The sequence below is a fragment of the Halomonas sp. KO116 genome (genome assembly GCF_000734975.2).
GTDB classification, from domain to species: Bacteria; Pseudomonadota; Gammaproteobacteria; order Pseudomonadales; family Halomonadaceae; genus Vreelandella; species Vreelandella glaciei.
In genome coordinates this window covers 33,911-56,100 of sequence record NZ_CP011052.1, presented here as the reverse complement: position 1 = coordinate 56,100, position 22,190 = coordinate 33,911, and the positions used below count along the sequence as shown (strand labels likewise).

Below are 22,190 nucleotides of genomic sequence, written 5' to 3'. Positions count from 1 at the left end.
AATTATTGGTATTGGATCGTATAGCCTATACCTACCTATAGTCGAGCTTACTTTAAACTTGATTGAGCAAGCGGCATGCAATTTGACTTCTTGATTATTGGTGGTGGCGTAGTAGGCATGGCTGTTGCCTATGGCCTACTGCGCAGAGGTCAAAAAGTTATCATGCTGGACGAAGGAGATGATGTTTTACGCGCATCACGAGGTAACGCAGGACTAACGTGGGTACAAGGAAAAGGGGTGGGCATGCCTCGCTATGCAGAGCTGAGTCTACAGTCAAGCGATGCATGGCCTTTCTTTGTTAGTGAGCTTAGCGAGCGCAGTGGTGTACCACTTGAGTACTCTCGCCGGGGTGGCATTGATATTTGCTTTGACGTTCAGGAAGCTGAGGCACGTGTGGACAGTTATCGTAAACTTCAGGCTTCATCACCCTATCTCGCGCGCTATTTTCAATGGGAATACTTAGATAGGCAGGCGCTGTTAACCCATCTCCCTGGCTTGGGTGAAAGCATTCACGGAGGCACTTGGTCTCCCCATGATGGTCATTGCAATCCGCTATTGCTCCTACGTGCACTTTTAACAGCTAACCTTAAGATGGGTCTTAGCTATCATCCAGGTTGCTCAGTTCAGCGCCTCGAATCAAATAGTGTGGGCTTCAAAGCCAATACTCTAGGCGGTACCTTTTCAGCCGAGCGTATTATCGTAGCTGCAGGCCTAGGAGCGAAACACCTCTCCCCTATGCTGGGTATGAGTGGAGAAGTATCCCCAGTGCGAGGGCAGATCCTCGTAACGGAAAAAATGCCTCTAATATCGCAACTTCCTACACCACAGATAAGGCAAACCGATAACGGTAGCTACTTGATCGGTGACACCCATGAGCATGCAGGTCTAAATCGGGATGTGACTACCAGCATCATGGCGCAATTAGCTGCTCGAGGGGTGCGTATTTATCCGCACCTGAATAACGCCAAAATAGTGCGTGCCTGGGGTGCGTTAAGAGTAATGACACCTGATGGGTTTCCTCTTTATGAATCGTCCAAAGTCTACCCAGGTGCCTATAACATAAATTGTCATAGCGGAATTAGTTTAGCTGCTTTCCACGCCGAAGAGCTGGCTCAAGCCTTGCTGCATGACCGACTGAGCTATGAATTTAGCGAATTTTCCAGTGCCCGTTTTAGCAAGATTAACTAACAAAAAACTTTATATCGAGAGTACGACGCCTCACAAAAACCATTGATAAAACCAAGAGGAATGCGAAATGCGTCAAGTTACCTGCTGCTTACTTTTCACGACAGTATTAATCGGCGGTATAGCCCAGGCCGATAGTAAACCACTACGTATTGGGGTCGATGTGCCCTATGCACCTTATCAATATAAAGAGCCTGATGGCACCATCACAGGGTTTGAAGTTGAATTAGTCAATGCTGCTTGTGAACGCATGCAGCGCGAGTGCGAATGGGTAGAACAAGGTTGGGATGGAATTATTCCTGGGTTAATGGCGCGTAAATACGACCTTATAGCGTCAGCAATGAACATCACTGAAGAGCGTTCGCGGCAAGTTAGCTTCTCGGCTCCCTACTACCAAGTACCATCCGTTTGGGTTAAAAACATAAATAATGAGTACGATCTAGAAGGTGACTTGGCAGATGTAGCAATCGGCGTGCAGCAGGCCACTATTCAAGATGAATATGTTACTACCTACTATCCTGATGCGGATATTCATCGATATGGTGATTCAGGCTCTGTAGTTACCGACATGCATGCTGAGCGCCTTGATCTGGTTTTCACCGCCTATTCTCTTGCTCAAGAAACGATGCTCCAGGACGAGCGTTTTATACAAACAGGGGGCTTAATTACCGGCCCTGAGTCAATTTATGGCCCCGGTATCGGTGCTGCTTTTCGCCCACGAGATGAAGCGCTAATAGAATCTTTTGATAAGGCGATGAAAGAAATTAAAGAAGACGGAACATTTGACAACATTTATAACGATTACTTTAAAGATCAGTAACCTAATGGTTATTTGTCTTCTTTCCTAAGCACAACACAACAAGCCGACTCAAGGGTCGGCTTGTTGCTTATTACCACTGACTGTTTCTAAGAACGAGCTGTTGCTAAGAACGAGAGGCGACGCGGGAAAAGTTCGTTGCCTAGCGCTTAGAGCGCTAGGTCGTACTCAACAATTAGCGGTGCGAACTCGGAGAAGGTCGCATCGTAATCAATCCACGCGTCGACCACGTGGCGACGGAAGTTGGGGCCGACTAACTGGTAGTCGATCCGCCAGCCTTCCTGGCGTTCACGGGGCACGTCTTGGTCAAGCTTCGGCCACCAGGTGTACTCGCCTGCATCGCGGTTAATTTCGCGGAAGGTGTCGATAAACCCGGTGGGGCCAAGCACCTGATCCATCCAGGCGCGCTCTTCCGGGCGAAAACCCGACGTGAGCTGGTTATCAGACCAGTTAGCCAAATCAACGGTTTTATGGGCAATATGCCAAGTGCCGCAGAGGATGTATTCGCGGCGTTTGCGCGACATCTTCGTCAGGTACTCTTGGTACTGCTCCATAAACGCCTGTTTGGCTTTTTGGTCACTTCCATCAGGCATCAGGAAAGAGACAATACTGAAGCGTTCATAATCCGCCTGCAGAAAACGTCCTTCATGATCGCACTGAGGAAACCCAAGGCCATACATAATCGCCTTGGGAATTTTACGGCAATAGAGTGCCACACCGGAGAAACCATCCTCTTCGGCATCCAGGAAGTAGCCTTCATAGCCTTCCGGATACAGAATGTGGTCACCCAGTTCAAAACTTTTTGCCTTGATGTTCTGCACGCAGACTACGTCGACATCCTGCTGAGCCAGCCAGTCCAGGAAGCCACGATCGACGGCATCACGAATACCATTGACATTGATGCTGGCAATTTTCATAAATCGTCCCTTTTGCGTCGCTGCTGTATGATACCCGACGTTTAGACGTTTGGGTAAAGGCAGCGACTAAAACTTGCCATTTACCCTACTTTTATTGTTGCTTTCGTGCCGATTTAAACCTACCGCCTAGTGAGGAACGCCGTGGCTACCACTCTACAACCCTACCAGCGCGATTTCATTGCCTTTGCCATTGAGCAAGGCGTGCTTAAGTTTGGCGAGTTTACGCTTAAATCTGGCCGTGTCAGTCCTTACTTTTTCAACGCTGGGCTATTTCAAACCGGGCGCGCGTTGGCCAAGCTGGGGCGTTTTTACGCTCAAGCGATTGTCGATAGCGGCATCAATGCCGATGTGTTGTTTGGCCCAGCGTACAAGGGCATTCCGCTGGCAGCGGTCACCGCGGCAGCCCTGGCCGACCATCATGATATTGATATGCCCTACGCCTTCAACCGCAAAGAGGCTAAAACCCACGGTGAAGGTGGCAATATCGTTGGCGCACCGCTTTCCGGCGATATTTTAATTATTGATGACGTGATTACCGCGGGCACCGCGATTCGCGAAGTGATGACGTTGATTGATCAGAGCGGTGCCCACGCTGGCGGGGTGATCATTGCCCTTGATCGGCAGGAGCGCGGCCAAGGCGAGCAGAGCGCGATTCAGGAAGTACAGGCTCAATACGGTATGCCGGTGATCAGCATCGTCACCCTTGAGCAAGTGCTTACTTACCTTGAAGAGCACGCCGGTGGCGAAATGCTCGCCTACGCCGAAGCGATCAGGGCTTATCGTGACCGCTATGGGATTACGCGCTGATTAAACCGGTAGCGCGCCAGTGAAACCTTGCTGGCGCCACGCTTCGTAGCTCACAATAGCCACGGCGTTGGAAAGGTTCAGGCTACGGTTGTTGGGCTGCATAGGCAGGCGCAGTTTATGCTCAGCGGTTAGCGCTTCGTGTACCTGGGGCGAGAGCCCAGCGGTTTCAGAACCAAATAGCAGCACATCGCCCGGGGCAAAGTCGGCATCGCTGTAGGTGCGCGTGCCTTTGGTGGTGATCGCCCAGATGCGCCGCCCCTGCATCGCCTGCTGAAAGGCGTTAAAATCCGCATGGCGAGTGACATTGTCGAGATCACGGTAATCCAGCCCGGCGCGGCGCAGCTTTTTCTCTTCCAGGTCAAAGCCAAGCGGCTCAATCAGGTGTAACCGGCAGCCATTGTTGGCCACCAAGCGCATGATATTGCCCGTATTGGGCGCCATACGCGGTTCAAACAGCGCTACTTCAAACATCTCCACCTGCCTATTTATTATGCCTTCGCCAAGTGGCTGATTGTACTTGAAACCGTACTTGAAATCGTAATTGAAACCGCCTGCAACTCTCGTAGAGGACGACCGACGCCATGACGCCTGCCACGCCCAAAAGCATTCTTAGCCGCATTAAAGGGCTAAACCCGCGCCAACAGGAAGCCGTGCGCTACATTGATGGCCCTTGCCTGGTGTTGGCGGGTGCAGGTTCCGGTAAAACCAGCGTTATCACCACTAAAATTGCCTATTTGGTGCAAGAGTGTGGGATGAGCGCGCGCAAAATCGCGGCGGTGACCTTTACCAATAAAGCCGCCCGGGAAATGAAAGAGCGCGTCGGCCAGATGCTCCACGGCAAAGAGGGACACGGGCTAACGGTTTCCACCTTTCATACCCTGGGGCTGAATATTATTCGCGGCGAGCTTAAAACGCTGGGCTACAAGCCGGGCTTTTCGCTCTTTGACCCAGAAGACGCCAAGGCGCTGTTGCGCGATTTGATGAACAAAGACGCTCAGGTGGATGCCGAGCAGATCAACGCCGTGCAGAGCAAAATTTCCACCTGGAAGAATGACTTGGTACTGCCCAGCGATGCGCTCTCGTTTGCCGCCGACGACGATGAGCACTTTGCCGCCCGGGTGTATGAAGCCTACGTTCGCCATTTAAAAGCCTACAACGCGGTGGATTTCGACGACCTGATTCTGCTGCCGGTGGTACTGCTCAAGAACGATCCGGAAGCGCTCGAGCGCTGGCGGCGCAAAATCCACTACATGCTGGTGGATGAGTATCAGGACACCAACGTTTCCCAGTACCTGCTGGTGAAACTGTTAATGGCGGAGCGTTCCACCTTTACCGTGGTGGGCGACGATGACCAATCGATCTACGCTTGGCGCGGCGCTCGGCCTGAAAACCTGATTACCCTGGGGGAAGATTTCCCGCGCCTAAAAGTCATCAAGCTGGAACAAAACTACCGCTCTACCGCCACGATACTGCGCGCCGCCAATACGCTGATCGCCAATAACCCCCACGTTTATGAGAAAACGCTGTGGTCCGATATGGGCGACGGCGCGCCCATTCGGGTAATCGTGAATCGGCATGAAGAGGCAGAGTCCGAGCGGGTCGCCAGCGAAATGCTCACCCGGCGTATCAAGGAAAAGGCCGAGTGGCGCGACTTTGCGGTGCTTTATCGCGGTAATTTCCAGGCCCGCTTATTAGAGCTTAAGCTGCAGCACTACCAAATTCCTTACAAACTCTCCGGCGGCACGTCGTTTTTCTCTCGCAACGAGATTAAAGACACCATGGCTTACCTGCGCCTGTTAATTAACCCCGCCGACGATAACGCCTTTTTACGCATCGTGAACGTACCGCGCCGTGAAGTGGGCCCTGGAACGGTAGAGAAACTCGCCAACTACGCCACTGAGCGCTCAATTTCGCTGTTTGCCGCCTGCCACGAGCTTGGCCTGGAACAAGTACTGCCAACCCGAGCGACAGAGCGCTTAAGCCGCTTTACCCACTTTATTGATGGCGTGCGTAAGCGCATGGACCAAGGCGACGCCATTGCCGCCATCCGCGATATGCTGCGAGATATGGATTACGAAGCCTGGCTGTATCAAAACGCCAGCGCGCCTACCGTGGCCGAGCGGCGCATGGCCAACGTGTGGATTTTGATCGACCAGCTAGAGAAGTCGCTTAACCGCGACCCGGAAGAGAGTACCGACTCCTCTGATACCGAAACCGATGGCGTTCAAGCGGCTATTTCACGCTTGGTACTGCGCGATATTCTGGAGCAGCAGGCAGAAGAGGATGACTCTGACCGAGTGCAACTACTCACCATGCATGCCTCGAAGGGCCTGGAGTTCCCGCATGTGTATTTGATGGGGCTTGAGGAAGACCTGTTGCCCCACCGCAACGCCATTGAAGTAGGCACCGTGGAAGAGGAGCGGCGCTTGGCCTATGTGGGGATTACCCGGGCGCGGCGTACGCTGACGTTGACACTTGCCCGCCAGCGGAAAGCCTACGGCGAGCTGATGGACTGCCAGCCGAGCCGCTTTTTAGAAGAGCTGCCCGCCGAGGATCTGGAGTGGGAAGGTCGTGCAGATAAAGAAGACCCAGAGAAAAAACAGGCCCGCGGCAAAGATGCGATTGCTGGGCTGCGCTCGCTGCTGGGGTGATCGATCATTAGGCAGACAAAAAATAATCCACAGGACAATGTTTAAAACGCCCTGTGGATAAATTACTTAAACGCTAGTGGTTGGCGACGCCTTATTGCGCTTCTGCCATTAAGTAATCAACGACGGCCATCACTTCTTCATCAGACAGATTGGGGTTACCGCCTTTGGCAGGCATGGCGCCAATGCCGTTGATCGCGCTGGCGTAAAGCTCGTCAGCACCCTTTTCTAAACGCGCCGCCCAGGCTTCTGAGTCACCTTTGGTCGGTGCACCGGCAACGCCGCTATCGTGACACGCCGCACAGCCAACGCTTGCGTAAAGCGCAGCGCCATCCAGGTCGCTACCGCCACTCGCCGCTTCTTCTTCGTTTGCTGAGGCGTCTTCTTCACTCGCCGCGTCGTCGTTAGCAGCCATCTCTTCTTCAGCGGCAGCATCACCTTCCGCAGCGGCGGTCTCTTCGGTGGCTGCTTCTTCTGAGCCAGCCTCTTCAGAGGCGGCTTCATCGCCACCGCCTAACTCAGGCACTTCCATCACCGGCTCAACCATATAGGCTACCGCCGCTTCTACTTCTTCATCGGAAAGGCTGGCGTTACCGCCTTTCGCTGGCATCGCGCCAATACCATTAATGGCATGATCTACGAGTGTCGCAAAACCTTGTTCGGTACGTGCCGCCCAGGCGTCTTCCTCGCCACGGATGGGCGCACCCGCCGCGCCGGATGCGTGACACGCGCTACAGACGTTGCCGTAAATACCTTCCCCGTCGATATCACCGCCACTGCTAGCGCTGTCGCCTGCAGGCGCGGCCGCCGTTCCACAGTCTTGGCCTTGTAAACAGAGTTGCCCTACCGGCGCTAAACGCTCGGCAATCGCATCACGTGCGGCGTCTTGAGCGTAAGCACCTGAAGTGCCCGCCATGAAGCCGAGGGCCGCCAGCCCGCTCATGATCAGCTTTGCTTTCACTCTCACCACCTCTTGAGTATTGTCATCAACCGTTTGTTCTTAACTTCTGCCTTAACCCCTGCGCGCGGCAGCGCCAATCTGTGAAAAGCACCGCTGAGACGCCAAGACGCGTGTATAGAGCTAGTATAACGGCAACGCAAAGCGCAAGAAAATGCTACTAAGCGCGCCTATGCCACCAATCACGACTATTTAGGCATTAGTGGGGGGCTTCACTCCTTTCGCCACCCCCTTTCCACGCTAATAAACGCTGTTGCGCATATTGCTTAAAACCCGCCTGCTGGGCAAGTTCAAGGGCGCTATTCAATAGCGCGCGGGCATGGACTCCTTCGGCCTTGGGTAACCACAGCTGGGCCATGTTCATCGGCAAGGGTTGCACCCAGATAGCGCCCGTTAGCTGTCCCGCGTCAAGGCTTATCCATAACCCGCCCCACTGTTCGTCTGGCTGATCGTACATTGCCTTTACCGCCCCTCTCAGGGCGGTTTGCTGCTCAGAATCATGAGCAGCAGCCAACTGCAGCAGTGCCTCGCGACGTAGCGAGGGGGCACTGCACGGTCTCAAGGGGCGTTACCTCTCCATTGCTCGGTCAAAACAGCGATAAATATTTATCCCTGCTTAAGTTTTCGTTAAGTAAACCCGCCCAGAGTGTCGGAAAACACGATGGAGATCACCCGATGGCTCGCCTACGTTCACTCCCCACTCCGCTGGCAACACTGGATTGGCACGAAGCCCTCAATTGGCAGGAAAAAGCGATGCTTCAGCAACTGATTCAGCAACGCTTCGCCCAGCAACACAGTGCTTATATTCAGCATTTTCTGCCCCGCCTGTTTGGGCTGTGGCAGGCGGGACTACCGCAAGCGGCGGTGGGGCTGCGCCTTGCCAGCAGCGGGCCACTCTTTCTGGAGCGCTACCTGGATGGCAAGGCTGAACAGGTTATTAACCATGGGTTTCAGCAGTCACTTGCCCGTCGGGATATTGCCGAAATTGGCAACCTGGCCAGTTTACGCCCTGGCTTGCAGCGCCAGCTATTCATCTATCTGGCTCATCAACTGGCGGCGGAAGGCATCGCTTGGCTGCTATTTACGGCCACGCCTGAAGTCGCCAACGGCCTGCGCCGCCTAGGGCTTGAACCGCAACCGATTACCCCTGCCGATCCTACCCGCCTGGGCGAAGCGTCGCATCTCTGGGGGCGCTATTACCAGCATCGCCCGTGGGTGATGGCCGGTGATCTGCGCAGCGCCATGCACACGCTTCAGGCTCACTCAGCCTTCACTGAAATCGCCAGGGAAGAGGTGCTGCATGCACGCCTTGCCTAATGCGCTGATGGTGCGACTTGCCCATCATGCCCAGCACAGTCCACAGCGTACCGCACTTACCGATGGCGAGCAGAATTTGTCGTATGCGGACGTCATTCACCATGTCGCCCAACGGCGCCAGCGCTTACGTGACGTTAATGCCCGGCGCGTCGCACTAGCGCTGGATAATGGGCTGGAGTGGGCGTTATGGGATTTAGCCCTGATGGCCGAAGCGTGTGTGGCAGTGCCTATTCCCGGTTTTTTCAGTGAACAGCAGCGCCGCCACGTGGTTCAGCAGGCGGGCCTGGATAGCTGGATTGGGCATGGCGGCGAGGCCTTCGGCTTCAAAGCCACCCACGACGCAGCCATTGCCCAGCGCCGGGTTGATCATTCCCCTGCGTTACACGCAGGCACCACGCGCATCACCTTTACCTCGGGCACTAGCGGCACCCCCAAGGGCGTGTGTTTGGATAATACGGCGCTATTAACCGTTACTGAAAGCCTGGCGAAGGTAGTGGCGCCGCTTGATATACGCCGCCACTTAGCCATATTGCCCCTCTCAACGCTGCTCGAAAATATCGGCGGGCTTTATCTGCCGCTATGGGTGGGTGCCTGCAGCATTTTACCGGGTATGGCCACGTTAGGCTGGCAGGGAGCCAGCGGTTTTAACGCTCGGCTCGCCCTTGATGCCATTGAGCGCTATCAACCCCACAGCATGATTTTGGTGCCTCAACTGCTTCAAGCGTTGGTCGGCGAGTCCTCAACGGCGCCAGATAGCCTGCGCTTTGTGGCGGTGGGTGGCGCGCAGGTGGCCAATACACTGCTCTCTCACGCCCGGCGTGGCGGATGGCCAGTCTATGAAGGCTATGGTTTATCCGAAGGCACCTCGGTGGTCTGTCTGAATCGCCCAGGCGAGCCAAGCTGCGGCGTTGGACGCCCACTGCGCCATGCCCAGATCCGCATTGATCGCGAAGGCCAGCTGCATATTCGCGGTGCCTTGATGCTGGGTTATATCGGTGAAGCACCTTGCGGCGATTGGTACGCCACAGGGGATACCGGCCAGTGGCAAGACGGCACCATCGCGCTCAATGGCCGCCAGCGGGAAGTCTTTATTACCGCCTATGGCCGTAACGTCAACCCGCAATGGGTAGAGGGCGAACTCTGCACGCAGCCTGCCATTGCCCAAGCCATGGTGTATGGCGAGGCCCTGCCCGCTAACCGCGCGTTAATCGTCCCCGCCGCGCCCCATATTACCAACGCCCAAATAGACACGGCCCTCAATGCAGTCAATCGCGCGCTACCCGATTACGCCCAAGTGCATGAGTGGCAGCGCGCCGCCCCCTTTACGCCCCATAACCAACAACTCACGACCAACGGCCGCCTACGCCGCGACACCCTGCTATCCGCCTATGGCCACTGGCTAAGGGCCGTCGTGACTGACACACCCAAAGGAGTAACACCATGACCGCTTACCAACAGTTGCAAGACGCTACCCAGGAAGCACGCACCTGGCTACTGACCACCCCTATCGTCAACCGCGCCCTGGCGGGCAATGTCTCCCTAGAGGAGTATCTCGCCTTTTTAGGTCAGGCATATCACCACGTTCGTTTCACCGTGCCGCTAATGATGGCCTGCGGCGCACGGCTGCCCGACCGGCTCGACTGGTTACGCACGGCGCTAGTGGAGTACATCGAAGAGGAGCACGGCCATGAAAAATGGATACTGGACGATATCCGCGCCGCGGGCGGGGATGCAGATACCGCCGCTGCCGCCCTGCCAGACCCCGCCACCCGGTTAATGGTGGCCTGGATTCGTGATGCCGTAGAACACGGCAACCCGGTGGCATTTTTCGGCATGGTGCAGGTGCTGGAAGGCACCAGTACCGCGCTTGCCACCCAGGCCGCCGAGCGCTTACAGGCGAGTCTTTCGCTTCCTAACAATGCCGTGCGCTACCTCACCTCCCACGGCAGCTTGGATATTGGTCATTTGGCCTTTTTTGAAGAGCAGATCAATCAGCTAGGTGCCGACGATCTGGCCGTGGTGATTGATAGCGCCAATATGTTCTACCGCCTGTACGGGGCCATGTTTAGAGGCATCGAAGCCCGCTGTCAGAGCGGCAGCGCGGTGGAGGAACTTAGTCATGCGCTTGCCTAGCCTGCGTTGGCCTAGAAAAAATAGGCTGCCTGGCGGATGGCCGGGCCAGCGGATTTTAATCACCGGCGCCAGCGGCGGTATTGGTATGGCCCTGGCCGAATCGCTGGCGCAGCGAGGAGCGCGCCTACTGGTAAGTGGTCGTCAACAAGACGCGCTGGCTTCGTTAGTCGACCGTTTTCCCAATCACATCACCGCCGTTAGCGCTGATTTAACCAACGCCAGTGATCGCAGCCGCTTAGTCAACGCTGCGCATGGGGCAGGCTGCAATATGTTGATTAATGCCGCTGGCAGCAATCAGCAGGGATTTTTTGATACCGCCAGTGACAGCGATATCGAACAGCTGGTGGCGATTAATCTGACCGCCACCCTGCAACTGACCCGCGCGCTGCTTCCGCAGCTAATGGCTGGCCCCCAAGCGACGATTATCACCATTGGTTCGACGCTCGGGCGGCTGGGCTACCCAGGCCAAGTCACTTACTGCGCGACCAAATTCGCCCTGCGCGGGTTTAGCCAAGCGCTGCGCCGAGAGTTGGCTGATACCCGTGTGCGGGTGATGTATATCGCCCCACGGGCCACCCGCACCGCGATGAACTCGCCCCAAACCGAGGCACTCAATGCGGCCCTGGGCAATACCGTCGACACTCCTGACGCCGTTGCCCTGGCCATTATCAATGCCGTGGAACAGCAGCGTGAGGAACTACAAATTGGCCTGCCAGAACGTTTTTTTACCCGCCTCAATACGCTATGGCCAGGCGCTGTTGACCGGGCCCTGTTACGTCAACTGCCCGTCATTCGCCGGTTCGTTGCCACCAAGGAGTCTTCCTTATGATCATGCTATCTTTCAAAACGCTGCGTACCACGCTATTGGCTAGCGCCATTGGCTTGATAAGCCTTCAGGGGATCGCCAGTGAGGGGGATAGCGCGGCTGTCGCCGCATCGCTTGCCGAACTACAGCAGCGTTGGGCGGAAATTAACTATACGCTGCCGCCAAATGAACAGGCGGCAGCCTTCAGCCGCTTGGGCGAACAGGCTGAACAGCTCGTCGAACGCTACCCGGACGCCGCCGAACTGCATATCTGGGCCGGCATTATTCGCTCTACTGAGGCAGGCGTTAGCGGCGGCTTAGGCGCGTTAGGGCTTGTTAAACAGGCCAAAACAGAGTTTGAAACCGCCCTGACATTAGATCCATTAACGCTGGATGGATCGGCTTATACCAGCTTAGGCGCGCTCTATTATCAGGTACCTAGCTGGCCGATCGGCTTTGGCGATGAAGAAAAAGCTGAATGGCATTTGCAGCGGGCCCTTGCGATTAACCCCGAAGGGATCGACAGTCTCTACTTCTGGGGAGACTATTTACATGAGCAGGGTCGTGATGCAGAAGCACGCCAAGCGTTGGAGCGCGCCTTGATGGCAGCGCCTCGGCCTGGTCGCGAACTGGCTGACAGTGGCCGCCGTGACGACATCCATCAGTTGATGTCAGAACTTCAATAGGAAGGAGCCCTATGCGCATTTTGCTGGTAGAGGATGACCCAAGCCTAGCTTCAGGCATCCGTTTGGCTTTAAAGCCCGAGCACTACACGGTGGATCATCTGAGCGACGGCACTACCGCGCTAAACGCGCTAACAGAGGGGGAACCCTTTGATGCGGTGATTCTCGATTTGGGGCTGCCGCGCATGGATGGCATGGCGGTATTAAACGCTGTCAGGCGCCACGGCAGTCAGGTGCCCATTTTGGTACTGACGGCCCGCGACGCGGTGGATGACCGCATCGCGGGGCTGGATGCTGGCGCCGATGATTATTTAACCAAACCGTTTGAAGTGGCTGAGCTGAAAGCCCGACTACGCGCCTTGCTACGCCGCAGCCAAGGCCAGATCAGCAGCATATTGAGCTTTCGTGGTATCCGCCTGGACCCGCACACCTTTAACGTCAGCTATCAGGGCCAAGATGTGAGCTTGTCGCGGCGCGAGTTGACGCTACTGCAAGAGTTTATGAGCCACCCGGGCCGGGTGTTTACCCGCGATACCTTGACCCGCTTGGTCTACGGCTGGGATGAGGATGTCGAGAGCAATGCCATTGAGGTCCATATCCACCATTTACGACGCAAGCTATTCACCGACGTTATCCGCACGGTGCGCGGCATTGGCTATGTGATGGATAAGCCAAAGGATGACATATGACGTCTATTCGCCAACGTACCCTAGGGCTGGCGCTACTGGTATTTGGCCTAAGCATGCTGGTAATCGGCTTTGTCAGCTACCGTTATGCCGCCCATGAAATAGAAGAACTTTACGATGCCAGCCTGGCGCAGAATGCACGCTTGCTGGAAGGGTTGTTACAGGCACCACTGCCGGATACTGACCGCAATGTGCTACTAAACAGTCTGGAAAGCGCCTTGCAGCGCGCTCGTCAGTCCGACAAGCGCTTTGCGGGCCACCGTTATGAAAGCAAACTGGCCTTTCAGTTGTGGGAAAACGAGCAACTGCTGCTGCGCTCTGCCACGGCCCCTGAAGCCCCCCTTGCCCAACAGCCTATCGGCTACTCGACGCTGACCGTGGACGAGCACGATTGGCGGGTATATGTACTTGAAGTGCCGGACTCATCAAACCGTGTGGTAGTGAGCGAGCGCGAAGACGTCCGCGGGGAACTAATCAGGGCGGTAGCGCTCCGAACGCTGCTGCCCGACCTGATCGGCCTGCCGCTCCTCTCCGCGCTGCTATGGTGGTCGATTGGCTGGGGGCTGGCACCGTTATCCCGCATGGCCGAGCAGATTCGCAGTCGTGACCCGCACAATTTGCAGCCCTTGACGCTTAGCCCCTTGCCCCACGAGTTGGACACCATCGCCGGCGCGCTTAACCGGCTGTTAGAGCGCATCCGCATCATGCGCGTACGCGAAAAGCGCTTTATTGCCGATGCCGCCCATGAGTTACGCACCCCCTTAGCAGTGCTTGACCTACACGCCCAGAACGCACTGACCGCCGATAATCTTGAAGATCGCCAGGAGGCGCTCAGCCACCTGCGCGGCGGCGTTGCCCGGGCCACGCGCTTGGTTACCCAGTTGTTAACGCTGGCGCGCCTGGACCCTGAAGAAGATTCACAACCTGAGTACCGCGCCACCAACCTACTCAGTGAAGTGCGGGAAACCCTGGCCAAGCTTTCGCCACTGGCCGCTGAACGCCAGCAGCAACTGCTGCTAAACGCCGATGAGCAGGGGGAGTGGTCCATCACAGAAGAGCCCGGCGCGATTGAAACCTTGGTACAAAATCTGGTCGGTAATGCCATCCAGCACTCGCCTAACCAGAGCGCCATCAACATCACGCTGGCGACGACACCACACGGCTTTCAGCTCATGGTGGATGATCAGGGACCCGGCATCCCGGTCAATGAACGCAAAAAAGTGGTCGAGCGCTTTCAGCGCTCAGGCCCCAGCGCGGGTTCGGGGTTAGGGCTTTCCATCGTTGAGCGTTTGGTCACTCGCCATGGCGGCACTCTTCAACTTGATGATGCGTCCAGCGGGGGGCTACGCGTACGTATTGTTCTACAACGTCCAGAAAAGCAATAAATTTTTCTTTGCTTCCTAAGCTGAGTTTTATGGATCTCTTAAGGTTCTGATAAGAATTGCATGCAACTGTGGAGGCACACTGCGAGCCAGATACCCACGGCTCGCTCTTTTCTCCACATGGAGGTCCCCCGATGAACCAAGTAACCTTTTCACCTAAGCCATTAGTTCAACTAGGCTCAACCCCTCTTTTGGCGATGCCTGCCCCACGGCGGCTGTTGCCCACCAGTCCTGCCATGACGGTGCTTACCGACTTTTCCCAGGTAATGCCGCAGTCGGTTGAAGCCGACACGCCTATCGACGAGGCACACCTTAAGATGCGGCATGGCGGTGTACGACTGTTGTTCGTCATGGATAAACAAGCGCACTGTATCGGCGTTATTACGTCGAAAGAAGTAATCGGTACCCGGCGCATCAACCTGGCCATGCAGCAGCGTAACCTGACCCGTGCAGAAGTCACCGCTGAAATGATCATGACGCCATGGCACAAGCTGAGCGCTATGCCTGTCGCGCAACTGGCATCGCTGACCATCGAAGACCTGGTACTATCAATGGAAGCCGTTACCGACCAGCATCTGTTGATCACCGAGCAAAATGATAATCACGAACTTAGAATTCGCGGCATTATCTCAGCAAGCGATATACAGACGGCGGTAGGCAAAGAGATCAATCCGGTGCCGATGGCGAAAAGCTTTGCCGACATCTGCCATGTCGTAACCGGTCACGATCTATAACGCTTCAGCATGGCTAGCCTTTAGGTTAAATAGAAACGCCCTTCACCGATTTCTCGGTGAAGGGTGTTCGCATTTGAGGAGCGCTTTCTATCTAGAACATTGAGGCGTTAATCCACAAGTGGGTAACGATGCTAGCAGCATAGCCTAATAAAATGGCTGGCATCCAGCGAAGGTGAACGGCAAAGGTATAGATCCCCCGCGCCTGCCCCATCAAGGCGACGCCCGCAGCAGATCCCATCGAAAGCAAACTGCCCCCCACGCCTGCGGTTAGCGTAATCAACAGCCAGTTACCCTCGGTCATGTCCGGGGCCATGGAAAGTACCGCGAACATCACCGGGATGTTATCCACAACCGCCGAGATAAGCCCCAGCACCACGTTAGCCCACACTGGGTTCCAGCTACCGTAAAGCGTTTCGGAAAGCAGGCTTAGGTAGCCCATAAAGCCAAGGCCACCGACACACATCACGACCCCGTAGAAGAACAGCAGCGTGTCCCACTCGGAGCGCGCAATACGGCTGAAAATATCAAACGGCACCACGCTACCCAACTGTTCAAGCTTCTTCCAATCGCCGCGGCGAGAGTAGCGCTCGCGCTTGCGTTCCAAGGAACGCGGCAGACTGCGACGCAAGTAGTAACCAAAGAACTGCAGTAGGCCTAAACCAAACATCATGCCCATAGCAGGTGGTAAGTAGAGGATCGAGTGGCACAGCACGGAGATGGCCACAGTAATCAAAAACAGCACGATAATCCGCCGTGCGCCGCGCTTGAGCCAAACGTTCTCTTTAAGCGAGGCAGGCTGACGATTAACAATAAAGAAATTCATGATCACTGCAGGCACCATGAAATTGACCACGGCCGGCACCAACAATGCGAAGAAGCCTTCAAACGGTACTTGGCCCGCCTGCCACACCATCAACGTAGTGATATCGCCAAACGGGCTAAAGGCACCGCCTGCGTTAGACGCCACCACCACGTTAACGCAGCAAAGGCCGATAAATTTCTTATCACCTTCAGCCACTTTGAGTACCACGGCACACATCAACATGGCGGTGGTCATATTGTTGGCGATCGCTGAAATACCAAACGCCATGACGCCGGTAATCCAGAATAGGCTGCGATAACTAAAGCCTTTGCGCACCAGCCAAGAGCGCAGTGCATCGAATACTCGGCGCTCTTCCATGGCGTTGATATAGGTCATCGCGACCAGCAAAAATAGCAGCAGCTCGGCGTATTCAAGCAGCGTTTCACGGAAGGCGGTTTGCGCCTCTTCCGGCATGCCCGCTTGCACATAAACCCAGGCTACGAGCGCCCAAATAAGGCCTGCAGCGACCAAGACAGGCTTCGACTTACGCATATGCAGTAACTCTTCAGTCATCACCAATGCATAGGCGAGCACGAAGATCACGACAGAAGAGATACCGGTTAGCGAAAGAGTAAGATCGAGGGGCCCAGCGGCGGCATAAGAGAGCGAAGGAAAGACAAAAAGCGTACAGGCGAGCAACAACCAAGCGGCCCGGCTAGCGTAATGCCGAGTTGCGAGGACGTTTGGTGGTTTCATGGCGATGTTATCCAATCAGGGGGGAGAAAGACCGCCACGATAATAAGCACCCTAACCACATGCTGCAACGCAACGGCTGTGCATAAGATGCGGCTAATTGTCGCATCTTGTAAAGCGTTTTTATTGGCTTAACTAAATCTAAAGTCTGACACCTAAATCATTCCACCGTCACACTTTTAGCCAGATTGCGAGGCTGGTCAACATCCGTACCTTTGAGCACGGCCACGTGGTAACTCAATAGCTGTAGCGGCAGGGTGTACAGCAGCGGCGCCAGCGCTTCATGCACGTGGGGAAGTGTGAGTACACGGATATCTTCCTGGGGATCCATACCCACACTTTCGTCGGCAAACACGAACAACTGGCCACCACGGGCGCGGACTTCCTGAAGGTTGGATTTAAGCTTTTCCAGCAGGTCGTCATTGGGGGCGACCGAAATCACCGGCATTTCGCTGTCCACCAGCGCCAGCGGGCCGTGTTTTAACTCCCCGGCGGGGTACGCTTCGGCATGAATATAGGAGATCTCTTTGAGCTTAAGTGCCCCTTCCAGCGCAATTGGGTAATGGGCACCGCGCCCCAGAAATAGCGCATGATGTTTTTCAGCAAATGCTTGGGAAAGCGCTTCGATCTGACTGTCCAGCGCCAGCACCCGTTGGCACACCTCGGGCAGTGTGCGCAGTGCGGCGATGATATCTGGGTATTCGGCCTGCCCTTTTGCTTTGCTCACGGAAAGCGTGAGTAGCATTAACGCCACAAGCTGAGTCGTAAAGGCTTTGGTGGAGGCCACACCAATTTCAGGACCTGCGCGTGTCATCAGCGTAATATCCGACTCACGCACCAATGAGCTACCGGGCACGTTGCAAATCGCCAACGACCCGACATAGTTCAGCGTTTTTGCAAAACGCAGCGCCGCCAGCGTATCTGCAGTTTCACCCGACTGGGAGAGGCTGACAAACAACGTACCTTCGGGCACGACGGGGTGGCGATAACGGTACTCAGAGGCCACTTCAACCTGAACCGGTACACCGGCGTAACGCTCTAGCCAGTAACGCGCCACCAGCCCGGCGTGGTAGCTTGTGCCGCAGGCGATAATATGCACTTGGCGGGTACGCTGGAAAAGCGCCAGAGCATCGGGGCCAAAGCTCTCCACTAACACGCTTTGAGCACTCAACCGCCCTTCTAATGCTGCCTCGATCACCTTCGGCTGTTCAAATATTTCCTTGAGCATGTAATGACGGTATTCGCCTTTGCTGGCAGCACCGTCACCGTGCTCAAAGGTCTGAATAGGACGCTCAACGTGGTTACCATGACGATCCACAATGCGAATAACACCCTGCTCGCGTAGCTCAACCAGGTCACCCTCTTCAAGATAAATAAAGCGATCCGTCACTGGCAGTAGTGCCAGCGGGTCAGAGGCTAAAAAGGCTTCATTAATCCCCACGCCAACTACCAGCGGGCTGCCCTGGCGGGCACCGACCACCACACCTGGTTCTTTAGCGCTCATCACGCCCAAGGCATAAGCGCCACCTAAGCCGTTAACGATCTGTTGCGTCGCGTCAAACAGGGTGAGGCCATCGTTCAGCTTTTCGGAGAGTAAGTGGGCAATCACTTCGGTATCGGTTTCGGAGTTAAACGCGTAGCCGCTGCGCTGCAAGTTATCTTTTATATGCTCGTAGTTTTCAATAATCCCGTTATGCACCACCGCCACTTGGTTTTCATCAATGTGAGAGCCGCTATGATGCGGGTGGGCATTGGCTTCAGAGGGTTTGCCGTGGGTTGCCCAACGGGTGTGTGCAATGCCTGAAAAACCCGGTAGCGCGGAAGCTTCCAATTGCGCGGCGAGCGCCGCTACTTTTCCGAGCGCCCGGCGGCGGGTCAGCACGCCATCGCTAAACACCGTCATACCGGCCGAGTCATAGCCACGATACTCCAGGCGTTTTAGACCTTCTAATAGAATTTCTTGGACGTTGCGCTGGGCAACGGCGGCAACAATGCCACACATAATCACTCTCCTAGGTCATTAACCAGAGCACTTCACAAATACTACTCAACCAATCCACAGAACGGTAAAACGACAGCCACTGATTATGAATACGGCTTTTTAATGATCCTTAGCACCATTTTAAGAACTATGGCTCTGTGCGCTTGCTGGGGCGCAGCCAGTCGTTTTTTTCTAGCTGGCGGCCACGCGTGACGGCTAAGGCATAATCGGTAACGTCTTTAGCAATTGTCGACCCTGCCCCTACGGTAGCGCCTTTGCCTACCGAGACAGGCGCGACCAAGGCTGTGTTCGAGCCAATAAAAGCATTATCACCTATTTCTGTGTGGTGTTTGTTAGCGCCGTCGTAGTTGCAGGTAATCGTGCCCGCACCAACGTTCACATCCCGGCCTAAGCGTGCGTCACCTACATAACTTAGGTGATTTATCTTACTACCCTCACCGACATCGGCATTTTTGGTTTCAACAAAATTGCCCACCTTGGCTTTTACCGCCAACCGCGTCCCCGGGCGTAACCGCGCAAAGGGGCCGATCTGGTTCAAGCCCGCTGCCACGGAGCCCTCTATCACACTATGGGTGTCTACCACGCTTTCGGCTCCAATAGTGCTATTTTTAATCACGCAGTAAGGACCAATACGCACGCCTTCACCCAGTTCAACGTCACCTTCAAAAACACAGCCCACATCAATAAAGACATCATGACCGCAGGTTAAACGCCCGCGCACATCCAAGCGTGCGGGGTCGGCAAGCGCCACGCCCTGCGCCATTAACTTATCGGCCAACTGGCGTTGATAAACGCGCTCCAAGCGGGCCATTTGCGCGCGATTATTAACCCCTTCCACTTCAACCGCAGTGGCTGGCTGGGCCGTGCATACCTTGATGCCTTCATCGGCGGCCATGGCGATTACATCGGTCAGGTAGTACTCACCCTGGGCATTTTCTGCGGAAAGCTGCGGTAACCAGCGTTTTAGCTGGGCGCTGGTCATGGCCATAATGCCGGTATTGCATTCACTGATCGCAAGCTGTGAGCTGCTGGCATCTTTTTGTTCAACAATCGCCACTGCATGGCCCGCGTCGTTGCGTACAATCCGGCCATAGCCCATTGGGTCATCCAGCGTCACCGTCAATAGCCCGATGTGCTGTTCATCCACTTGGGCCAACAGCTCCCTCAGTGAATCACGCTGTAACAGGGGGACATCGCCATAGAGGATAAGCACCTTGCCGTTACCGAGCTGCTCAAGCGCTTGAGCCACCGCGTGACCGGTGCCTTTCTGTTCGGCCTGCACCGCAAACTGCACCTTGGTGTCGGCCAGCGCCTCGCGCAGCTGTTCCGCACCATGGCCGATGACGACATGGGTACGATCAGGCTGCAGCCCTGATGCTGTCTCCAGTACATGTTGCACCATTGGCTTACCTGCCAAGGTATGCAGTACTTTAGGGGTTTGCGAACGCATACGCGTACCTTTACCCGCGGCGAGAATGACGATATCCAGTTCATGCATGTTATTCACCTGTTACGGGTTGGTTGGTGGGCGCCGGAGTAGGGAGTTGTTCAATACCCAGCTCATCAACCAGAGATTCACCGAAATAGTTAACAAATTCAGGCGTAGCAATGCTGCGCCACTGCTCCCCCTCGCGAACGAGCAGAAGTACTTTGAGGTTATTCTCGATGGCCATTTGCATAGCGTCTTGCTCGCCGACGACTAATAGTGCCGTCGCCCAAGCATCCGCCCAAGCGTTAGAGGGATGGAAGACTGACACCGACGCTAATTGGTGAGTGACGGGTCGGCCTGTGCGCGGGTCAATGGTATGGGAGAAGCGCTCACCCTCTACTTCAAAATAGTTGCGATAGTCACCTGAGGTAGCGACTGACATGCTTTCTAGCGGAATAATATGCTGTGCACGCTGCTGGCCATCTTCAGGCACTTCAATGCCAATCTGCCAGGGCGTTTGTTCTTGCTCATCACGCAGTCCGCGGGCAATCAGTTCCCCGCCTAAATTGACCAAGTAGTGTTCCATGCCCTGCTGATCCAGATAAGCAGCTACCCGATCGGTCGCATGGCCTTTGGCAACGCCGGAAAGGTCGACAAACACATCGCGGGTACGCCGCGCTTGCATGTTTTGGGTGTCGATTTCTAGCGCATCAATGCCTATCTGGGCAAGCTCCTCGGACAGGGCATCGTCGGAAGGCACGGTTTCAGGCCGTGCTCCGGGGCCAAAGCTCCATAAATTGACCAGGTCGCCTACAGTAATATCAAAAGCGCCGTGGCTGGCTTCAGCGACGGATTGGCTAATCGCCAATACTTCAATGAGCTCATTGGAGAGCGGCTGCCACTCATCTAAAGGCGCTTCGTTGAAGGCGATCAGTTCGGAATCGTCACGGTAGGTGGACATCGCCTGATCAACGCTCTCCAGCTCTGCTTTGAAACCCTCTTCCAGTTCAAGAGACTCGCCTTGAGTGAGCGGATCCATAATGGTGACTTGATAAAAGGTGCCAAAAATATTGCCGTCAAAACGGACGGGGGGCTCCAGCGGACGATCACTCTCGGAACAGCCGGGCAATATCAGCAGAGCGCCCAGCAATACGCCTAACCCTCCTAATTCCCTTCCCCACCTACCCGACCTTTCTACCCACTCAGTTTTGCCAGACTTTTTCTTATCAGACCTGTTCATAGCTGCCTTGCCCTGGAAATAAAACTTTAAAAATTAAGCTTTTAAAATCAAGTTTTGAAAACAAGCTGTTAAAAATAAAAGAACCACAGCAGCCAAGCACCAAACAATACGCGGTAAATAACAAACGGCTGCATTCCCAGTTTTTTGATGATGACTAGGAAATAGTGAATACACAGGTACGCGCTGACCCCAGATAGTAACGTACCCACTAGCATCGCGACCCAATCAATCGACTGCGATGTGTTAAAAAGGCCTATGGCTTCCAAACCACCGGCCAACACAATCACCGGAATCGACAGCAAAAAAGAGAACCGCGAGGCACCTTCCCGGCTCATTCCCACCATTAACGCCGCCGTAATAGTAATGCCCGAGCGCGAAGTGCCCGGAATTAGCGCCAGCGCCTGGGCACCGCCAATAATTAGCACATCCTTCAAACACAGTTGATATTCGCTGCGCGTTCCCCCTTTTCGCCAATCGGCATACCCCAACAATAGCCCGAAACTAATTAAACTGATGCCGATAATCAGCGTAGAGCGCATATAGTGAGAAATAACATCGTGCAGCAGTAACCCAATAATACCCACGGGAATGGTGGCTAATGTCACCCAAAAGGCGAGACGTGCATCTTCGTTGACGCCTTTGCCGCGCATAGCAGCTAGGCTGCTGGTAATCATCTGCCAAATTTCGTGGCGAAAATAGAGTATTACCGCGGAAAGGCTGCCCAAATGCAGCGCTACATCAAAGGCTAAGCCTTGATCTTCCCATTCTGTCAGCACAGGCACCAAAATCAGGTGGGCAGAGCTTGAAACGGGTAAAAATTCAGAAATTCCCTGAACAACCGCTAACACCACCACCTGGAGCCAATCCATAAAAAATCCTATGTATAGAAACA

At 55.0% G+C, this 22,190-nt stretch carries 21 protein-coding genes; 12 read left to right on the top strand and 9 right to left on the bottom strand.

Features of this window, described 5'->3' with window-relative positions:
- Positions 1-75: 75 nt before the first annotated feature.
- Positions 76-1,188, top strand: a complete 1,113-nt coding sequence (locus KO116_RS00275; RefSeq protein WP_035556272.1) for an NAD(P)/FAD-dependent oxidoreductase — start codon at positions 76-78, stop codon at positions 1,186-1,188.
- Positions 1,189-1,255: 67 nt separating this feature from the next.
- Positions 1,256-2,005, top strand: a complete 750-nt coding sequence (locus tag KO116_RS00270) for a transporter substrate-binding domain-containing protein (RefSeq protein ID WP_035556274.1) — start codon at positions 1,256-1,258, stop codon at positions 2,003-2,005.
- 146 nt (positions 2,006-2,151) lie between these two features.
- On the opposite strand, the gene KO116_RS00265 is transcribed toward KO116_RS00270, so the two are convergent.
- Entirely contained in the window at positions 2,152-2,919 is a 768-nt protein-coding gene (locus KO116_RS00265; RefSeq protein WP_009286323.1) for an exodeoxyribonuclease III, read from the bottom strand.
- Positions 2,920-3,060: 141 nt separating this feature from the next.
- Between KO116_RS00265 and pyrE the strand changes: the two genes are divergently transcribed.
- Complete coding sequence (gene pyrE, locus KO116_RS00260; RefSeq protein ID WP_035556276.1) at positions 3,061-3,726, top strand: orotate phosphoribosyltransferase; 666 nt, start codon at positions 3,061-3,063, stop codon at positions 3,724-3,726.
- On the opposite strand, the gene KO116_RS00255 is transcribed toward pyrE, so the two are convergent.
- Positions 3,727-4,197, bottom strand: a complete 471-nt coding sequence (locus KO116_RS00255; protein WP_035556278.1) for a tRNA (cytidine(34)-2'-O)-methyltransferase — start codon at positions 4,195-4,197, stop codon at positions 3,727-3,729.
- Positions 4,198-4,307: 110 nt separating this feature from the next.
- On the opposite strand from KO116_RS00255, the gene rep reads away from it, so the two are divergent.
- The gene (rep, locus tag KO116_RS00250) at positions 4,308-6,377 is read left to right on the top strand and encodes a DNA helicase Rep (RefSeq protein ID WP_035556279.1); all 2,070 of its coding nucleotides are present in this window, start codon (positions 4,308-4,310) and stop codon (positions 6,375-6,377) included.
- A gap of 91 nt (positions 6,378-6,468) precedes the next feature.
- On the opposite strand, the gene KO116_RS00245 is transcribed toward rep, so the two are convergent.
- Entirely contained in the window at positions 6,469-7,335 is an 867-nt protein-coding gene (locus tag KO116_RS00245) for a c-type cytochrome (protein ID WP_035556281.1), read from the bottom strand.
- A gap of 196 nt (positions 7,336-7,531) precedes the next feature.
- Complete coding sequence (locus KO116_RS25415; protein WP_035556283.1) at positions 7,532-7,894, bottom strand: hypothetical protein; 363 nt, start codon at positions 7,892-7,894, stop codon at positions 7,532-7,534.
- Between the two features lie 113 nt (positions 7,895-8,007).
- Here KO116_RS25415 and KO116_RS00235 point away from each other — a divergent pair, with 113 nt between their 5' ends.
- The 8 genes from KO116_RS00235 to KO116_RS00200 all read left to right on the top strand — a co-directional run bounded on the left by KO116_RS00235 (position 8,008) and on the right by KO116_RS00200 (position 15,072).
- Positions 8,008-8,649, top strand: a complete 642-nt coding sequence (locus tag KO116_RS00235; protein ID WP_035556285.1) for a thermostable hemolysin — start codon at positions 8,008-8,010, stop codon at positions 8,647-8,649.
- Complete coding sequence (locus KO116_RS00230) at positions 8,633-10,093, top strand: AMP-binding protein (RefSeq protein WP_035556287.1); 1,461 nt, start codon at positions 8,633-8,635, stop codon at positions 10,091-10,093. The genes KO116_RS00235 and KO116_RS00230 overlap by 17 nt, the downstream gene beginning before the upstream one ends.
- The gene (locus KO116_RS00225) at positions 10,090-10,782 is read left to right on the top strand and encodes a TenA family transcriptional regulator (protein WP_035556289.1); all 693 of its coding nucleotides are present in this window, start codon (positions 10,090-10,092) and stop codon (positions 10,780-10,782) included. The genes KO116_RS00230 and KO116_RS00225 overlap by 4 nt, the downstream gene beginning before the upstream one ends.
- The gene (locus KO116_RS00220) at positions 10,769-11,611 is read left to right on the top strand and encodes an SDR family oxidoreductase (RefSeq protein ID WP_082072519.1); all 843 of its coding nucleotides are present in this window, start codon (positions 10,769-10,771) and stop codon (positions 11,609-11,611) included. The genes KO116_RS00225 and KO116_RS00220 overlap by 14 nt, the downstream gene beginning before the upstream one ends.
- Positions 11,608-12,273, top strand: a complete 666-nt coding sequence (locus KO116_RS00215) for a tetratricopeptide repeat protein (RefSeq protein ID WP_045812020.1) — start codon at positions 11,608-11,610, stop codon at positions 12,271-12,273. The genes KO116_RS00220 and KO116_RS00215 overlap by 4 nt, the downstream gene beginning before the upstream one ends.
- An 11-nt stretch (positions 12,274-12,284) precedes the next feature.
- Positions 12,285-12,959 (top strand): response regulator transcription factor, encoded by a 675-nt coding sequence (locus KO116_RS00210; RefSeq protein ID WP_035556291.1) that lies wholly within the window; start codon positions 12,285-12,287, stop codon positions 12,957-12,959.
- Complete coding sequence (locus KO116_RS00205) at positions 12,956-14,341, top strand: ATP-binding protein (protein ID WP_035556293.1); 1,386 nt, start codon at positions 12,956-12,958, stop codon at positions 14,339-14,341. The genes KO116_RS00210 and KO116_RS00205 overlap by 4 nt, the downstream gene beginning before the upstream one ends.
- A gap of 131 nt (positions 14,342-14,472) precedes the next feature.
- Positions 14,473-15,072, top strand: coding sequence for a CBS domain-containing protein (locus tag KO116_RS00200; RefSeq protein WP_008959062.1), 600 nt, complete (start codon positions 14,473-14,475; stop codon positions 15,070-15,072).
- A gap of 91 nt (positions 15,073-15,163) precedes the next feature.
- Here the strand turns inward: KO116_RS00200 and nhaD are convergent, their stop codons facing one another.
- From nhaD to KO116_RS00175, 5 genes are all read right to left on the bottom strand, one after another.
- Positions 15,164-16,630 (bottom strand): sodium:proton antiporter NhaD, encoded by a 1,467-nt coding sequence (nhaD, locus tag KO116_RS00195; RefSeq protein WP_035556295.1) that lies wholly within the window; start codon positions 16,628-16,630, stop codon positions 15,164-15,166.
- Between the two features lie 157 nt (positions 16,631-16,787).
- Positions 16,788-18,629: a glutamine--fructose-6-phosphate transaminase (isomerizing) gene (gene glmS, locus KO116_RS00190; RefSeq protein WP_035556297.1), complete on the bottom strand. Its 1,842-nt coding sequence runs from the start codon at positions 18,627-18,629 to the stop codon at positions 16,788-16,790.
- Positions 18,630-18,756: 127 nt separating this feature from the next.
- The gene (gene glmU, locus KO116_RS00185) at positions 18,757-20,127 is read right to left on the bottom strand and encodes a bifunctional UDP-N-acetylglucosamine diphosphorylase/glucosamine-1-phosphate N-acetyltransferase GlmU (RefSeq protein ID WP_035556299.1); all 1,371 of its coding nucleotides are present in this window, start codon (positions 20,125-20,127) and stop codon (positions 18,757-18,759) included.
- A gap of 1 nt (position 20,128) precedes the next feature.
- Entirely contained in the window at positions 20,129-21,298 is a 1,170-nt protein-coding gene (locus KO116_RS00180) for an FAD:protein FMN transferase (protein WP_052703687.1), read from the bottom strand.
- 68 nt (positions 21,299-21,366) lie between these two features.
- Entirely contained in the window at positions 21,367-22,167 is an 801-nt protein-coding gene (locus KO116_RS00175) for an undecaprenyl-diphosphate phosphatase (RefSeq protein ID WP_035556303.1), read from the bottom strand.
- Positions 22,168-22,190 lie beyond the last annotated feature (23 nt).

Excerpts from the sequence above, each read along its gene's own strand:
- KO116_RS00275 (WP_035556272.1), top strand. The coding sequence starts at position 76 with ATGCAATTTGACTTCTTGATTATTGGTGGTGGCGTAGTAGGCATGGCT.
- KO116_RS00270 (WP_035556274.1), top strand. The coding sequence starts at position 1,256 with ATGCGTCAAGTTACCTGCTGCTTACTTTTCACGACAGTATTAATCGGC.
- KO116_RS00265 (WP_009286323.1), bottom strand. The coding sequence starts at position 2,919 with ATGAAAATTGCCAGCATCAATGTCAATGGTATTCGTGATGCCGTCGAT.
- KO116_RS00255 (WP_035556278.1), bottom strand. The coding sequence starts at position 4,197 with ATGTTTGAAGTAGCGCTGTTTGAACCGCGTATGGCGCCCAATACGGGC.
- rep (WP_035556279.1), top strand. The coding sequence starts at position 4,308 with ATGACGCCTGCCACGCCCAAAAGCATTCTTAGCCGCATTAAAGGGCTA.
- KO116_RS00235 (WP_035556285.1), top strand. The coding sequence starts at position 8,008 with ATGGCTCGCCTACGTTCACTCCCCACTCCGCTGGCAACACTGGATTGG.
- KO116_RS00230 (WP_035556287.1), top strand. The coding sequence starts at position 8,633 with ATGCACGCCTTGCCTAATGCGCTGATGGTGCGACTTGCCCATCATGCC.
- KO116_RS00225 (WP_035556289.1), top strand. The coding sequence starts at position 10,090 with ATGACCGCTTACCAACAGTTGCAAGACGCTACCCAGGAAGCACGCACC.
- KO116_RS00220 (WP_082072519.1), top strand. The coding sequence starts at position 10,769 with ATGCGCTTGCCTAGCCTGCGTTGGCCTAGAAAAAATAGGCTGCCTGGC.
- KO116_RS00215 (WP_045812020.1), top strand. The coding sequence starts at position 11,608 with ATGATCATGCTATCTTTCAAAACGCTGCGTACCACGCTATTGGCTAGC.
- KO116_RS00210 (WP_035556291.1), top strand. The coding sequence starts at position 12,285 with ATGCGCATTTTGCTGGTAGAGGATGACCCAAGCCTAGCTTCAGGCATC.
- KO116_RS00205 (WP_035556293.1), top strand. The coding sequence starts at position 12,956 with ATGACGTCTATTCGCCAACGTACCCTAGGGCTGGCGCTACTGGTATTT.
- KO116_RS00200 (WP_008959062.1), top strand. The coding sequence starts at position 14,473 with ATGAACCAAGTAACCTTTTCACCTAAGCCATTAGTTCAACTAGGCTCA.
- nhaD (WP_035556295.1), bottom strand. The coding sequence starts at position 16,630 with ATGAAACCACCAAACGTCCTCGCAACTCGGCATTACGCTAGCCGGGCC.
- glmS (WP_035556297.1), bottom strand. The coding sequence starts at position 18,629 with ATGTGTGGCATTGTTGCCGCCGTTGCCCAGCGCAACGTCCAAGAAATT.
- glmU (WP_035556299.1), bottom strand. The coding sequence starts at position 20,127 with ATGCATGAACTGGATATCGTCATTCTCGCCGCGGGTAAAGGTACGCGT.
- KO116_RS00180 (WP_052703687.1), bottom strand. The coding sequence starts at position 21,298 with ATGAACAGGTCTGATAAGAAAAAGTCTGGCAAAACTGAGTGGGTAGAA.
- KO116_RS00175 (WP_035556303.1), bottom strand. The coding sequence starts at position 22,167 with ATGGATTGGCTCCAGGTGGTGGTGTTAGCGGTTGTTCAGGGAATTTCT.